This is a genomic window from Methylobacillus glycogenes JCM 2850 (assembly GCF_000617925.1).
Lineage (GTDB): Bacteria > Pseudomonadota > Gammaproteobacteria > Burkholderiales > Methylophilaceae > Methylobacillus > Methylobacillus glycogenes.
The window spans coordinates 491,450-503,769 of sequence record NZ_BAMT01000001.1 but is presented as its reverse complement, the minus strand read 5'-3'; the positions used below and the strand labels follow the sequence as shown (position 1 = coordinate 503,769).

Sequence of the window (12,320 nt, the reverse complement as noted above, 5' to 3'; positions counted from 1 at the left end):
GCGGCGTCATGATCGCACTGGCCTTGCTGGTAGTGTTTTATGGTCTGTACAAAACCACGCATAGCCATCTGGATGTGTTCCCGGAATTTGCCCCCACGCAACTGGTGATCCAGACCGAATCTCCAGGCCTATCTGCCGAACTGGTGGAGTCCCTAGTCACACAACCACTGGAAAACAGCATTGCGGGCACCGTGGGCATCAGCAGCCTGCGTTCACAATCCATCCCAGGCCTATCGGTCATCACCGTCATTTTTGACGACAGCAGCGATATCTACCGCAACCGTCAGGTGATTGCCGAGCGCCTGACCACACTGAGCAATGTGCTGCCCGTGGGCATAGTGCCCAACATCACACCGCTGACCTCCTCTGCCAGCACCGTGCTTGGCATAGGGCTGACTTCTGAAGTACGCACCCTTACTGAGCTACGTACCCTGGTGGACTGGACGCTGCGACCGCACCTGATGGCGGTGCAGGGCGTAGCCGATGTCAATGTGTTTGGTGGTGAGGTCAGGCAGTTTCAGATTCAGGTCGACCCGGCCAAACTGGTACGCTACAACCTCTCCATGCAACAAGTCGTGGATGCCGTCAGCCGTGACACTGGCATACGCGGTGCTGGTTTTATAGAAAACAGCAACCAGCGCATTATCCTCAATACCGAAGGCCAGGCCTTAACGCCGCAACAACTGGCACGCACCACCCTGCTGCATGCCGCAGGCCAGACCCTGCGCATTGCCGATATAGGTAAAGTGGTAGAAGGCGCAGCGCCTTCCATCAGTGCGGCCGCCATCAATGGCAAGACAGGCATCTATCTCTCAGTACAATCCCAGCTCGGGGCCAATACCGATGGCGTCACCCAGGCAGTAGAAGCCGCACTGGAAGAGCTAGGCCCGGTACTGGACGCCAAGGAAATCCAGGTCTACCCCAAGCTATTCCGCCCCTCCAACTTTATCGAAACCGCGATAGACGGCGTGCAGATTGATATTCTGATCGGCTCCATCCTCGTCATCGCCGTCCTGTTCCTGTTTCTGTTCAATGTACGCGCAGCCTTTATTTCTGCCACCGCCATTCCCCTCTCGCTGTTGACTGCCATTCTGGTGCTACAGCAGTTTGGCATGGGCCTCAATATCATGGTGCTGGGTGGCCTGGCAATTGCGCTGGGTGAAGTGGTCGACGATGCCATCATAGATTCGGAAAACATCTTCCGCCGTATACGCGAGAATCGCCTGCTGCCCACGCCCCTGCCGCTGCACACCGTGGTGTTCAATGCCTCCATGGAGGTGCGCAGTTCCGTGGTATACGCCACCTTTATTGTGGCCCTGGTGTTTCTGCCGCTGCTCACCATAGGCGGCGTTGCTGGCAAGTTGTTTGCCCCGCTGGGCTTTGCCTATATCAGCGCCATCATGGCGTCTCTAGTGGTGGCACTGACCCTGACGCCAGCGCTGTGCTACCTGCTGCTGGGCAATTCGGCCAAGCTGGATACCGCCGATTCTCCGGTAATCCGCTGGATCAAGCGCCATTACGTCAGCCTGCTGCACCGCATAGAGCAGCATTACAAGATATTGCTGGGGGTGACCCTGTTGTTTATTGCGCTGGGCCTCACCACCCTGCCTCTGTTCAAGACCCAGTTCATTCCCAGCCTCTACGAAGGCCATTACATCATGCACATGACTGCGGTACCCGGCACCTCTGAGCAGGAATCCCTGCGCATAGGCAAAAAGGTCACCGAAGTGCTGCAACAGATAGAAGGTGTGCAATCAGTCGCACAATGGGTAGGCCGTGCGCCCAATGGTGCCGATACCTTTGGCACGCATTACAGTGAATTCGAGATTGAGATAGGCACCCTGTCTGGTGCTGAACAAAGACGCATTCTGGAAGAAATCCGCGAGAAACTCTCGGGCATGGATGATGACGGCCCTGGCTACCCAGGCTTTATCGGCGTCAACTTTGCCATCAACACCTTCCTCACCGAACGCATAGAAGAAACCATCTCCGGCTATGCCGCAGCGCTGGTGGTGAATATCTATGGCCGCGATCTGGATAGCCTTAACCGGGATGCCACTCTGGTAGCAGCCGCGCTTGCCTCCTCCCCCGGCACCACAGATGTGATGGTGCAATCGCCGCCAGGCACACCGCAACTGGTAATCCGCCTATTGCCAGAAAAACTATTGCAATACGGCCTGCATGCCACGGATGTGCTGGATACCATACGCTTTGCCTATGAAAGCCGCCCGGTCACCCAGGTGTATCAGGATAACCGCGTCATAGGGGTAGCCGTGGTGCTGGCCCCCGAAGCCAGACAGAATATCCAGCAGGCCGCCCGTTTGCCGTTGCGCAATATCGAGGGCCGCATGCTGCAACTCAAGGACGTGGCCGATATCCGTCAGGAAAATGGCCAGTCCAAGATTCTGCACCAGGGCACCAAGCGTATTCAGACGGTTACCGCCAACTTCAAGGAAGGCGATATCAACAGCTATTACCAGCAAGCCAAGAAAAAACTCCGGCGCGAAGTGGATTTATCTCCGGGCAATTACCTGGCCTTCAGTGGCGAGGCGGAAGCTGGTAACCAGGCCAGCCAGGAACTGCTGGTCCATTCCCTGCTGGCACTGACCGGGATTTTCCTCATGCTGTATATCGCGCTGGGTAATCTGCGCAATCTGGCCCTTACCTTCCTCAACCTGCCGTTTGCGCTCATAGGCGGCATTATTGCCGCCGTGCTGGCAGGTGGCTGGATTTCCATAGGCTCCATGGTCGGTTTTGTCACCCTGTTTGGCATCACCCTGCGCAATGCCATCATGCTGATCTCGCACTACCAGCATCTGGTGGATATAGAAGGCCTGGAGTGGAATCTGGAAACCGCCATCCGCGGTGCCTCTGAGCGCCTGCCCTCCATCCTCATGACGGCCTTGGTGACTGGCCTTGGCCTGTTGCCGCTGGCCATAGGCAGTGGTGAGCCTGGGCGCGAAATCGAAGGTCCCATGGCCATGATCATTGTCGGTGGGCTGGTCACCTCTACCCTGCTCAACCTGCTGGTGATGCCAGCGGTGATGCTGCACCTGGGTAAATTCGAGAAGCAAGAGCTTTAAGGCTTTATTTCTGTCAACCACAGCGTCAGTGGTGGGTTAGAATCAAAAGCATGAATTGGCTTATGTCACTGAATTGGCTTATACCACTGGCTCGCCCTGCGCTACCAGCCTTGCTGCTGGCCATCTTGCTCTGCTCGCCCGCTGCCCAGGCCGCCCCTGCGCCCTGGTATCTTTGGCAGAGCAAGCTGAATGGCCAGACTATTTGTTTACAGCACTCACCCGGCCCCGGCTGGTATAGAGTGCAAGGGCCTTTCCAGCAGGATAACTGCCGCCCCTGACGCTATCTCTATCTTTTCTCTATATATCTTCATTGGGACGATTCACCATGGCATGGTTTACCCTGATCATCGCTGGACTGCTGGAAGTGGTCTGGGCGATAGGTCTCAAATATACCGAAGGCTTCAGCCGTTTTTGGCCCAGTGTAGGCACACTGGTGGCCATGTTGTGCAGCGTTGGCCTGCTGAGCCTGGCCATGCGTGGCTTGCCCATAGGGACGGCTTACGCAGTGTGGGTGGGCATAGGTGCGGTGGGTACGGTGATCATGGGGATCTGGCTATTTGACGAACCCACCAGCGCGTTAAGGCTGGCCAGCCTGTGCCTGATCATAGGCGGCATCATAGGGCTTAAGCTCAGTCACTAATCTGATTACAACTGTCTGCGGCATCAAGCACACTTACCAAGCTAGGTGCTTACCGCACCAGCGTACGGCTAGTGCCAGATTTGACGTCTGTGAGTATCACTGTTACCCCGGCGATATTAACGCCCAACATCTTCAGCAAGGGGTCGACTACATTGGCGGTCACCCCAGCCAGCAGTGGCAGCACAATGTTATTGATCGTGGGGGTCAGGATGGCATTGACAACGTTACCCAGGCAAATTCCGGCAACACAGACATTGATATTGAGATTGGCCCCAGTCGCCAGACCCGCCATGCTTTGCCCCGCTGAACCATAGCTGTTGGCTGAGACAGGCAGACTATTACTGACAGGATGGCTAAGGTTGAAGGTCATGGTATTAGGGGCGGGTTGAGTGATAGGCGCATTGAGGCCAAGCTCGGCATAAGCCAAAGGTCCTACCACCCTGAGCTCCGCCGGGCCAGAGCCTGCATTATTGGTCAGCCGTATACTGGCTAGCCCGGGATAAGCATCAATGCGTACATTGGTCTGCCCATTACTCAGCGTGGTTATCCCCATCAGTTCGGCACGCCCCGGTGCCACCTCCACCACCAGCTTTAAATCTATCGCGGCGATAAGACCGAGAATGCCAGGCTGGTTAACGCTGGTTTCCACACGCACCTGTGCTGTCCTTGCCACGGTACAGGCTGGGCCGCCTGTAAACGCTGCCGGCCCTATCACCAGTTGCGGCGGCTGCACAACAAAGGCTTTGATATCAATGGAAGTCAGGTTGGGGATGCTAATCCCCAGCGGCAAGCCTATGGCATTGTTGCCATTGGCAACCAATACCGCAGTATTCAGCAATTGCAGCACATTGATGCCCGCGCCCAGCACCGCATTAGGGTCTGGATTCACCACCTTGAGCACATCGCCTATCTTGATATTGGTAGTGTTGACGGTTTTGGTAGCTAAATTCGCCAGATCTGCCACCACCTGAGCGTTGGAAGTGGCCCCGCTTTGCCCGGCTGCCACTGCCAGCAACTGCATAAAATCCTTGAGCGAGAGATTGAGGTTAAGCAGGTCGTTGACCGATCCCACCGAGGTCCCCCTGGCCTGCACCAGATTGAGCAAGGTCAGTTGACTGTTGGCGATGCCCTGATAAGACGCCAGGCCCAGTGTCAGCGTAGTGCCCAGCACCTTGCCGAGCAAGGCATTGAGCAGGTTGGAATCAGACGTATTGAGGGTAGCCGCTGTGCTCCCCACCATGAACGAGGCATAAGAGCTGCGAGAAGGAGCCACCGCATCCGCCGTGATGACGATATTGCCCGTGAACAAACCGCCCGCAAACAAGCTGGCGGGTACTTCACGCGTGGCTCGTACCCGCACCGATTGGCGCTGAGAACTGCTAGCAGAGAAGCTGCGCACGCCTGTCGTCATATCCGGCTGAGTCATGCCCACATCCACCGCATTGGGCGTAGATAACAAGCTGCCCACATAGCCATTGGACAAAGCAGATGCCTGGGCCGCATTGGCAACACGGGTTTTCATGTCGGCCGTAGTTCCTGCGGGGCAGCCCCCCACCTCTTTCGCGGCATCGATTGCCGCCATATCGGCAATGCTTTGCAGCTTGCGCTTTTGCGACCATAGCCTGGCGCTATCGACCACTACGGCAGTGAACAAGACCGCCAGCAGCAACACCACCACACCAAATACGCCTATGGCGCCGCGTTGATGGTGGCGAGTTGAGACTGGCCTGGTCATGGTGAGTGCCTTTTGCTGACTATTTGCTGGAGTTGTTGAAACTGCCTGGATCAAAACGCTCGGGGATAGGTCGGGTGAAACTATCCAGATAGCGTTTGTGGATATTTTCCATGGCTGGCCCGGACAAGGTCTGACGCTTTACAGAAGCCTGCTCACCTTCACGCTGCAATTTGAGCCAGGTCTCGGTAGGTGTCAGCGACGGTTCATTTTCGGCTCTGGCGGCAGCGCTTTCTTCCGCTGCTGCCTGCAGCGAGATTGCCAGCACGCTGATGATAAGGGCAGTTTTCATTGAACAACCTCCAGAGTAGGACTGAGTATCCCTGTGCATAGTTGGGTATTACCATTGCAGCTGCCCAGCATATATTGCTGGCGTTGGCCGCTCTTGGCTGCAGGGTTGAGCGACGACTGGCCTAGGCTGTTGCGTATCTCAGCCAGGTTTTGTTCCGTGATGCCATAGTCACTGGCAATCTGTGCGGCTTTTTCATCCTGACCGGTCTTGAACATCAATAAAACCAGGTTATTAATCGCCAAGCGATTCTTACCATCCAGCTCTATGGCGGTCAGCAGCTCGGCCAGTGCCTGTCGGTTATCACCAGCCATCATGAGCGCATAGCCATAATCGCCACGTACCCGACTTTCCACAGGCAACAAGGTGCTGGCCACCTTGAGGTAACTGATGGCCGCCTCATGCTGATCCTGCATTTCGGCCAATAGCCCCATGCCCTGATAGGCCAGGCCAGAAACGCAACTGCCTAGCAGCGCCTGATAATACTGTGCTGATTGTTCATACTGCCCGGTCTGACGCAGGGCATGGGCGCGGTAGAGTCTGGCCTGCGGCAGCTCCAGCTTGGAGGCGTCAAGGAAAGCAATCGCGGCGTAGGCCTTACCATCTGCCAGTACCTTGCCTATCATTTCCAGCTGGGTCTTGTCTTCCGCCGAGATTGCCTGGCAGGAAAGCTTGGCGGCATTTTCCTTGGCGGTTTTATCCGAACTCTCGGCCCAGGCTGGCAAGCCTTGCAGCAGCATTGCCAGCAACACAGCGCCTGCCAAACGACTTGCATGCAGCTTGAACCATGAGAAGTAAACTTGATGCGCGCTTGAGTATTTCATCTTTTACCCCATAGAGCTCAGTGCACGTCCCAGGCCAATAAAGCCAGGGCCAGCGATAAAGACCATCAAGGCCGGGAACATGAACAACATCATGACGATGGTCATCTTGGCGGAGAGCTTGCCCACCCTTTCACGCAAGGCAGAAAACTGCCGCTCCTCCACCAGTGCGGCATAGCGCATGATGGATTCGCGCACATTGCCCCCCTGCGTAGCCACCTGTTTCAGCATGGCGACTACTTCTGTGAGGTCGGGGATATCCAACATCTGGCTCATGCCGAGCAAGGCCTCGCCCCTGTCCTGCCCGGCGGCAATACGCGCCAGAACACGCTGCAGCTCTTGCGCCAGCTCAGGCATGATTTCATCAGCCTGCTCTACCATGATGCGTAGCGAATGCTCCATGGACAGGCCAGAATCAAATAGCATGACCAGCAAATGCAGAAAGGTAGTGATCTCCTTAGTGATACGCTTGAGCCTACGTTGCGCCATATTGCGCAGGATGTAGCGTATTACCACGTAAAAGCCAGCATACCCAAACAAGGCTTTGAGCAGACTGCCGCCCAGGCTCTCGCCCTCAATCAGGAAAAACAAGGCGGTGACCCCCGCCGTGGTTAAAGGCCCCAGACGAACCATGGCATTAAAAATGACACGGGTGCGGCCACGGTAACCAGCTTGCACCAGCAGTTTGAGCACTTCTCGGTCTTTGCTGCTTGGTAGCACGGACAAACGCTCTATGAAACGCTCTACCCGCGCTTGGGTGAAGGCAGATGCAGGCGCTTCTTGCGCCCCAGTACATCCTCAAACCGTGCATGGGCATCCAGCTTGCGCATGCGCGATAGCTCGGCAAACATCAGCAGCATGGCCCCTGCCAGCAAGCCCACCATACTCATAATCAGCCAGATATTCATGGGTTGGGCTTCATCCTATATGCTCTTCATCATGCGCCAGAAAATCAGCACACCCGTCACCTGCATGATCAGCGCGCCCTTGAAAATCATGGCCCCGCTGGCATCCTGCAACATCATGTCGAGATATCCGGGGTTGCTGACATACATATAGCCCAGGATCAGCAAGGGCGTCAGCGACAGCACCCAGGCTGTAATCTTGGTTTCCCCGGTCATGGCCGCCAGTTCACGCTGCGCCTGCTCCTGCTGCCTGATCATATGCACCACGCTCTTGAGCAACTCCTGCGGTGAGCTGCCGTAATTGCTGCTGATGCGGATTGCCAGCGCAATCAGGCCCAGCTCCTTGATGCCATGCAACTGCGCCGCACTGTAGATGGCCTCGGCAAAACTGACGCCCAGGTCGGTTGAGCGTATCACCCGGTCCAAAACCCCGCGCAATGGCATCTGAATATCAGTCACCACGCCACGTACCGCTCCTTCCACACTTTTGCCCGTGGAAAGCGCTCTGGCCATTTGGTCTATGAACATGGGGATCTGCGTGACTATCCTGCGCTGGCGGCGGCGCAAACGCACATAGGGTACAAAAAACAGCAGTACCAGGCCAAGCCCAGGGTCATCCCCCCGGCCTGCCAAAAAATAAAGTACTGATCAAGAATGATGTGCATGATCAGCAACAGCATGGCGATGGCAACTATCTGCCACATGGCCAACTCAAACCCAAGCTGTACCGACAGGCGTAGTTGCTGACGCTTGAGCCAGCTATCCTGCTTGCCCGGCATTATGGACTGGGTCTTGTCGAAGAACGGCAGGGCTTGTTCCAGATTCTTGCGGGTTTTTTCCTGCACACGCTGTTGCTTGCTGCTCTGCCACAGCATCCAGGCTGGCAGTAGCAGCATCATTCCCATCAACATCAGCAGCCAGCGGTTCATGTGCTTTCCTAACTGAAGGCCAGTGCGCCGCGCAGCTTGGGGTTGCTGGGCGTCACCTGCAAATGCGTGAACTGTTCATTATCTGCGTCGTAGCTGAACAGCTCGTTGGTAACAAATTGCTCATCACGTATGCCCACTACTTCAACAATGGAGGTCACTCTGCGCTTGCCGTCCGCCATGCGCGTCACCTGCACTATCAATTCAATTGCGGCAGCTATCATCTTGCGCATCGTGATTTCGGCCCCTTGAAAACCAGCCAGGCCTGCCAAAGTCTCCAAGCGCAACAAGGCATCGTTGGCATTATTGGCATGCACTGTACTCATACAACCCTCGTGGCCAGTATTCATGGCCATCAGCATATCCATGACCTCCTTGCTGCGTACTTCGCCGAGGATAATGCGGTCTGGCCGCATACGTAGTGCATTGCGCACCAGATCATGCGCACTGACCTCGCCTACCCCATCTAGATTATTGGGCCGGGTTTCCAGACGTACCACGTGATCGTGCACCAGCCTTAATTCAGCGGCATCTTCTATGGTCACCAAGCGCTCTCCCTGCGGGATGGAGCGGCTCATAAAGTTGAGCATGGTGGTCTTGCCTGAGCCTGTGCCGCCGCTAATGATGGTGTTGACGCGGCGCTCGGCAGCATTGGTGAGAAAGCTCAGCATCTGCGAATTGAGTGTGCCATAAGCCAGCAAATCACTGCCCAGAATAGGCGTCTTGCGGAACTTACGTATCGACATGCAAGGCCCATTGAGCGCCAGCGGCGGAATAATCACATTGAGGCGACTGCCATCAGGTAATCGCGCATCAACCGTCGGGCTGGCTTCATCCACGCGCCGCCCCAGTGGTGACAGAATGCGGCGTATGACGCGCAGCACATGCTCGTCATCAATAAAGCGTAATGAGGTTTTTTCCAGCTTGCCCTTGCGCTCGATAAAGATATCGCGCGCACCATTGACCAGAATATCGTTGATGGTTTCATCGCGGATCAAGGTCTCCAGCGGGCCGAAGCCTGCCAGCTCATCCACCATTTCTTCAGTGAGCCGCTCCAGGTCAAAGGCACTAACCACCAGTTTTTTTTCTGCTACATAGCGATAAACCTTGCTATTGACGTAGGTGAACATCTGCTGCCGCGACATGCCCAGCAAGTCGGTTCTATCCTGCTCGATCTCACCTATGAGGTAACCATGTAGCAGTAGTTTGGTGTCCTGCGATTGATCGGCAGGCTTGATATCGTAGCGACTGTCAGAAATTCTCATGGCACATTCCTAGGATTTCACCAGCCGTAGCTCGACCAGCATGCGCTGTAGCGCCGCCATGATGCCGGTTTGCTGCGGTGGTTGTTCGCGATTTTCCAGCACTATCTGCGCCAGTTCGCGCACCCGCAAAGCATAGGGGCTTTTGGCGCTCTGCTCGAAAATGCTGTCGCCTGTATTGGTGGCCGCCAGCCGTATCATGCCGGAGGGCGGTAACAGACCCAGTATGGGTAATTCGAACGAGCTGGAGATGCTATCGGCATCCGGCATCATGCGGCTCAGATAGTGATCCAACACCAGCCCGGTGTTTTGCAATTCCAGCTTTTGCGAGCGCAAAGCCTTGAGCAATTCATAATTGCGCTTGCAACTGGGTACGCTTTGCTCGGCCACGACAATGGTTCTATCTACCGCCGACAGCAGCAGTTGCAGGAAATCCACCCGGGTCACACCGCCCAGGTTGATGACAATCTGCGAGAAGTATTTGCGCAGGGTGCGCAGCACGGTATAAATATCGGCCGGAGCTACCTGAAAATCTTCCTCAGGGTCTTCCGGCATGGATAACACGGTAAGGCCGCTCTTGTGCTTGGCAAAGCCAGTGTCAATCAAAGTCGCATCTACACGCCCAAGATTGCGCATGACATCGGCAAAGGTATATTTGGAGGTCATGCCCATAAACAGCAGGCTATCGGCATGTGGTGTACCCAGATCTACCAGCAAGGTAGATTCCCGCTCCTGCATGGCCAGTGACAAATGAATAGCCAGCATGACGGTGTCAGGCCCAGGTCTGGCATTGATGATGGCGGTGATCTTGCCCGCTGCCGCCCCTGTATTCAGGGTCATTTCCGGCTTGAGCATATTGCGCACACTTTGGCGGCCAAGGATGGCGAGTAACTCGTTCTCCTTGCTGCCTATGCGGATAAAATCGCGCACCCCAGCACGCATGATGGTCAGCAGCAGTTGTTCATCGGCAGTATCTGCCAACGCCAGCACTGGCAGATCCGGTCTGGTGGAGCTGATTTCTTCTATGAATGCCACTTCCTGCAGGAAGGCAGGCGACATGGCAACTTCTTGGCGGTAATCCTGAGAACGTAGGTGTACCAGCACGGCATTGATTTTGACGGCATCCACCAGTTGCAACACCTTGGGAATGTTCTGATCTTCCACAAAGATGAACTTGGTGGCATGGTCACTGACATTGCGCAGCCAGCGCATGCAATCCTCGCCATTGCTGATCACGATATAGTTGCGACTATCTGGCATTAGCGTGACATCCCGGTTGAACTGCGTTTTGGGTAGGCATCGCGCGACAGGAAGAACTCGCCAAAGCTGGGCTTGAAGTCCTTGAGTTCCTGCCCGGGCATGGGCGGTAGCGCGGCATCCCTGGAGATAGGTCTGACCAAACGTGGGGTCACCACCATGAGTAATTCCTTGTCTTCACGATCAAAGCGCTTGGAGCTGAAGAAAGCCCCAATAATCGGCAAGCTGCCCAGCCAGGGCATGCGATCTATATTGTTGACAGTGCTACGGCTCACCATGCCACTGATGACAAAGCTTTCGCCATTGCCCAGTGACACACTGGTTTCGGTACGCCTGACCTTGAGCCCTGGTACTGACACCCCGCCAGTTTGTACTGCGTTGGCGAAATCCAGCTCACTGACTTCAGGTGCCACCTTGAGAAAGATACGGTCGGCACTGAGTATGGTGGGGGTCAACATCAGCCTGACGCCATATTCCTTGTAACGTATGGTGATGGCGCTATCGGCTCCGCCACCGGTGCGTATAGGCACCGGATATTCACCCCCGGCAAGGAAGGTGGCCGTTTGGCCAGAGATGGCGGACAAGGAAGGCTCAGCCAGGGTATAGGCAAAGCCGTTGGTTTCCAGCACGCTCAAGGTGCCCAGCAAGCCTGAGCCATGGTTTCCCAGCGCCACATTGAAGGCATTCAGTATGGGCAGAAAACCTGAACCGCTGACAAAACTCACCCCGCCGTTTTCTCCACTCTCCAGCCCATTGAAAGCGCCCGGCGGCGACACTATGCCAAAGCCATTGCTGCTGGGACCGTTGCGCCCGATCAGAAAGCCAAAGCGCATGGCATTCTGGCGGCTGACCTCGACTACCTTGATATCAATCTGCACATGGCTGTCAAAGGCCGCACTACTGACGTCTACCGGGCCTTTTTTGTCTTTTTGCAGCGCTTCCAGCGCACGCGCATGTCCTTCCAGTGAATCAGCCTCACCAATCAGCGCCACACCAGCGCCAGCAGATTCGGCATGCAGCTCGGCTACATCCACTGCCTCCAGGCTTTGGCCTTCAAGCGCCAGGCTTTGGGTGACGTTGATATGCAGTACTTTGTTGGGCTGGCTGGATTTGTCATCCCAAAGACTGACATCGGTAGCGCCTAGCGCCTTGGGTACCAACAATACGGTCTTGGGGCTGGTCAAGGTCACGCCGACGATTTCCGGATTGGCAATCGCCACGCGCTTGAGGCTCAGTGGATGCTCGTAGACTTTCTGCTCACCCTGCCTGATGCTGATATCCTCTGCCCAGGCCTGCCCAGCAAGCAGGCAGACAAAACTCCCTATGTACCAGGCTAGCGATAAGCCCGGCTTTGCCCATGCTTTCAGCGCTGTCATTTATTGTCCTTTGAAGCTGACAGATTCGG

General features: G+C 55.7%; 13 protein-coding genes. 3 read left to right on the top strand and 10 right to left on the bottom strand.

Annotated elements, in window-relative coordinates; translation table 11 throughout:
* Positions 1–8: 8 nt before the first annotated feature.
* From JCM2850_RS02390 to sugE, 3 genes are all read left to right on the top strand, one after another.
* Positions 9–3,083: an efflux RND transporter permease subunit gene (locus tag JCM2850_RS02390; protein WP_025869644.1), complete on the top strand. Its 3,075-nt coding sequence runs from the start codon at positions 9–11 to the stop codon at positions 3,081–3,083.
* A gap of 62 nt (positions 3,084–3,145) precedes the next feature.
* Complete coding sequence (locus JCM2850_RS16540) at positions 3,146–3,361, top strand: hypothetical protein (RefSeq protein WP_036265363.1); 216 nt, start codon at positions 3,146–3,148, stop codon at positions 3,359–3,361.
* Between the two features lie 47 nt (positions 3,362–3,408).
* Positions 3,409–3,723, top strand: a complete 315-nt coding sequence (sugE, locus tag JCM2850_RS02380; RefSeq protein WP_025869643.1) for a quaternary ammonium compound efflux SMR transporter SugE — start codon at positions 3,409–3,411, stop codon at positions 3,721–3,723.
* 49 nt (positions 3,724–3,772) lie between these two features.
* On the opposite strand, the gene JCM2850_RS02375 is transcribed toward sugE, so the two are convergent.
* Genes JCM2850_RS02375 through JCM2850_RS02335 form a run of 10 tightly spaced genes read right to left on the bottom strand, consistent with a single transcriptional unit; the run spans position 3,773 to position 12,291 of the window.
* Positions 3,773–5,458 carry a TadG family pilus assembly protein gene (locus tag JCM2850_RS02375; protein WP_025869642.1) on the bottom strand — a complete coding sequence of 562 codons (1,686 nt, stop codon included), beginning with the start codon at positions 5,456–5,458 and terminating at the stop codon, positions 3,773–3,775.
* A 19-nt stretch (positions 5,459–5,477) separates the two neighbouring features.
* Positions 5,478–5,747 (bottom strand): DUF3613 domain-containing protein, encoded by a 270-nt coding sequence (locus JCM2850_RS02370; RefSeq protein ID WP_025869641.1) that lies wholly within the window; start codon positions 5,745–5,747, stop codon positions 5,478–5,480.
* On the bottom strand, positions 5,744–6,568 hold the full coding sequence (locus tag JCM2850_RS16535; protein ID WP_148301171.1) for a tetratricopeptide repeat protein: 825 nt from the start codon (positions 6,566–6,568) through the stop codon (positions 5,744–5,746). Before JCM2850_RS16535 ends, JCM2850_RS02370 begins: the two co-directional genes overlap by 4 nt.
* A 3-nt stretch (positions 6,569–6,571) precedes the next feature.
* A complete protein-coding gene (locus JCM2850_RS02360) occupies positions 6,572–7,285 on the bottom strand; it encodes a type II secretion system F family protein (RefSeq protein WP_159105113.1) in 714 nt (237 codons plus the stop codon).
* A gap of 23 nt (positions 7,286–7,308) precedes the next feature.
* On the bottom strand, positions 7,309–7,473 hold the full coding sequence (locus JCM2850_RS21545; RefSeq protein ID WP_159105112.1) for a hypothetical protein: 165 nt from the start codon (positions 7,471–7,473) through the stop codon (positions 7,309–7,311).
* A 15-nt stretch (positions 7,474–7,488) separates the two neighbouring features.
* Complete coding sequence (locus tag JCM2850_RS16530; RefSeq protein WP_051525226.1) at positions 7,489–7,998, bottom strand: type II secretion system F family protein; 510 nt, start codon at positions 7,996–7,998, stop codon at positions 7,489–7,491.
* Positions 7,999–8,012: 14 nt separating this feature from the next.
* A complete protein-coding gene (locus JCM2850_RS20185) occupies positions 8,013–8,399 on the bottom strand; it encodes a hypothetical protein (protein ID WP_051525225.1) in 387 nt (128 codons plus the stop codon).
* Positions 8,400–8,407: 8 nt separating this feature from the next.
* Positions 8,408–9,661, bottom strand: a complete 1,254-nt coding sequence (locus tag JCM2850_RS02345) for a TadA family conjugal transfer-associated ATPase (RefSeq protein WP_025869638.1) — start codon at positions 9,659–9,661, stop codon at positions 8,408–8,410.
* A gap of 9 nt (positions 9,662–9,670) precedes the next feature.
* Positions 9,671–10,918: a CpaE/TadZ family protein gene (locus tag JCM2850_RS02340; protein ID WP_025869637.1), complete on the bottom strand. Its 1,248-nt coding sequence runs from the start codon at positions 10,916–10,918 to the stop codon at positions 9,671–9,673.
* Complete coding sequence (locus JCM2850_RS02335; protein WP_025869636.1) at positions 10,918–12,291, bottom strand: type II and III secretion system protein family protein; 1,374 nt, start codon at positions 12,289–12,291, stop codon at positions 10,918–10,920. Before JCM2850_RS02335 ends, JCM2850_RS02340 begins: the two co-directional genes overlap by 1 nt.
* Positions 12,292–12,320: the final 29 nt, after the last annotated feature.

Excerpts from the sequence above, each read along its gene's own strand:
- JCM2850_RS02390 (WP_025869644.1), top strand. The coding sequence starts at position 9 with ATGATCGCACTGGCCTTGCTGGTAGTGTTTTATGGTCTGTACAAAACC.
- JCM2850_RS16540 (WP_036265363.1), top strand. The coding sequence starts at position 3,146 with ATGTCACTGAATTGGCTTATACCACTGGCTCGCCCTGCGCTACCAGCC.
- sugE (WP_025869643.1), top strand. The coding sequence starts at position 3,409 with ATGGCATGGTTTACCCTGATCATCGCTGGACTGCTGGAAGTGGTCTGG.
- JCM2850_RS02375 (WP_025869642.1), bottom strand. The coding sequence starts at position 5,458 with ATGACCAGGCCAGTCTCAACTCGCCACCATCAACGCGGCGCCATAGGC.
- JCM2850_RS02370 (WP_025869641.1), bottom strand. The coding sequence starts at position 5,747 with ATGAAAACTGCCCTTATCATCAGCGTGCTGGCAATCTCGCTGCAGGCA.
- JCM2850_RS16535 (WP_148301171.1), bottom strand. The coding sequence starts at position 6,568 with ATGAAATACTCAAGCGCGCATCAAGTTTACTTCTCATGGTTCAAGCTG.
- JCM2850_RS21545 (WP_159105112.1), bottom strand. The coding sequence starts at position 7,473 with ATGAATATCTGGCTGATTATGAGTATGGTGGGCTTGCTGGCAGGGGCC.
- JCM2850_RS16530 (WP_051525226.1), bottom strand. The coding sequence starts at position 7,998 with ATGTTCATAGACCAAATGGCCAGAGCGCTTTCCACGGGCAAAAGTGTG.
- JCM2850_RS20185 (WP_051525225.1), bottom strand. The coding sequence starts at position 8,399 with ATGAACCGCTGGCTGCTGATGTTGATGGGAATGATGCTGCTACTGCCA.
- JCM2850_RS02345 (WP_025869638.1), bottom strand. The coding sequence starts at position 9,661 with ATGAGAATTTCTGACAGTCGCTACGATATCAAGCCTGCCGATCAATCG.
- JCM2850_RS02340 (WP_025869637.1), bottom strand. The coding sequence starts at position 10,918 with ATGCCAGATAGTCGCAACTATATCGTGATCAGCAATGGCGAGGATTGC.
- JCM2850_RS02335 (WP_025869636.1), bottom strand. The coding sequence starts at position 12,291 with ATGACAGCGCTGAAAGCATGGGCAAAGCCGGGCTTATCGCTAGCCTGG.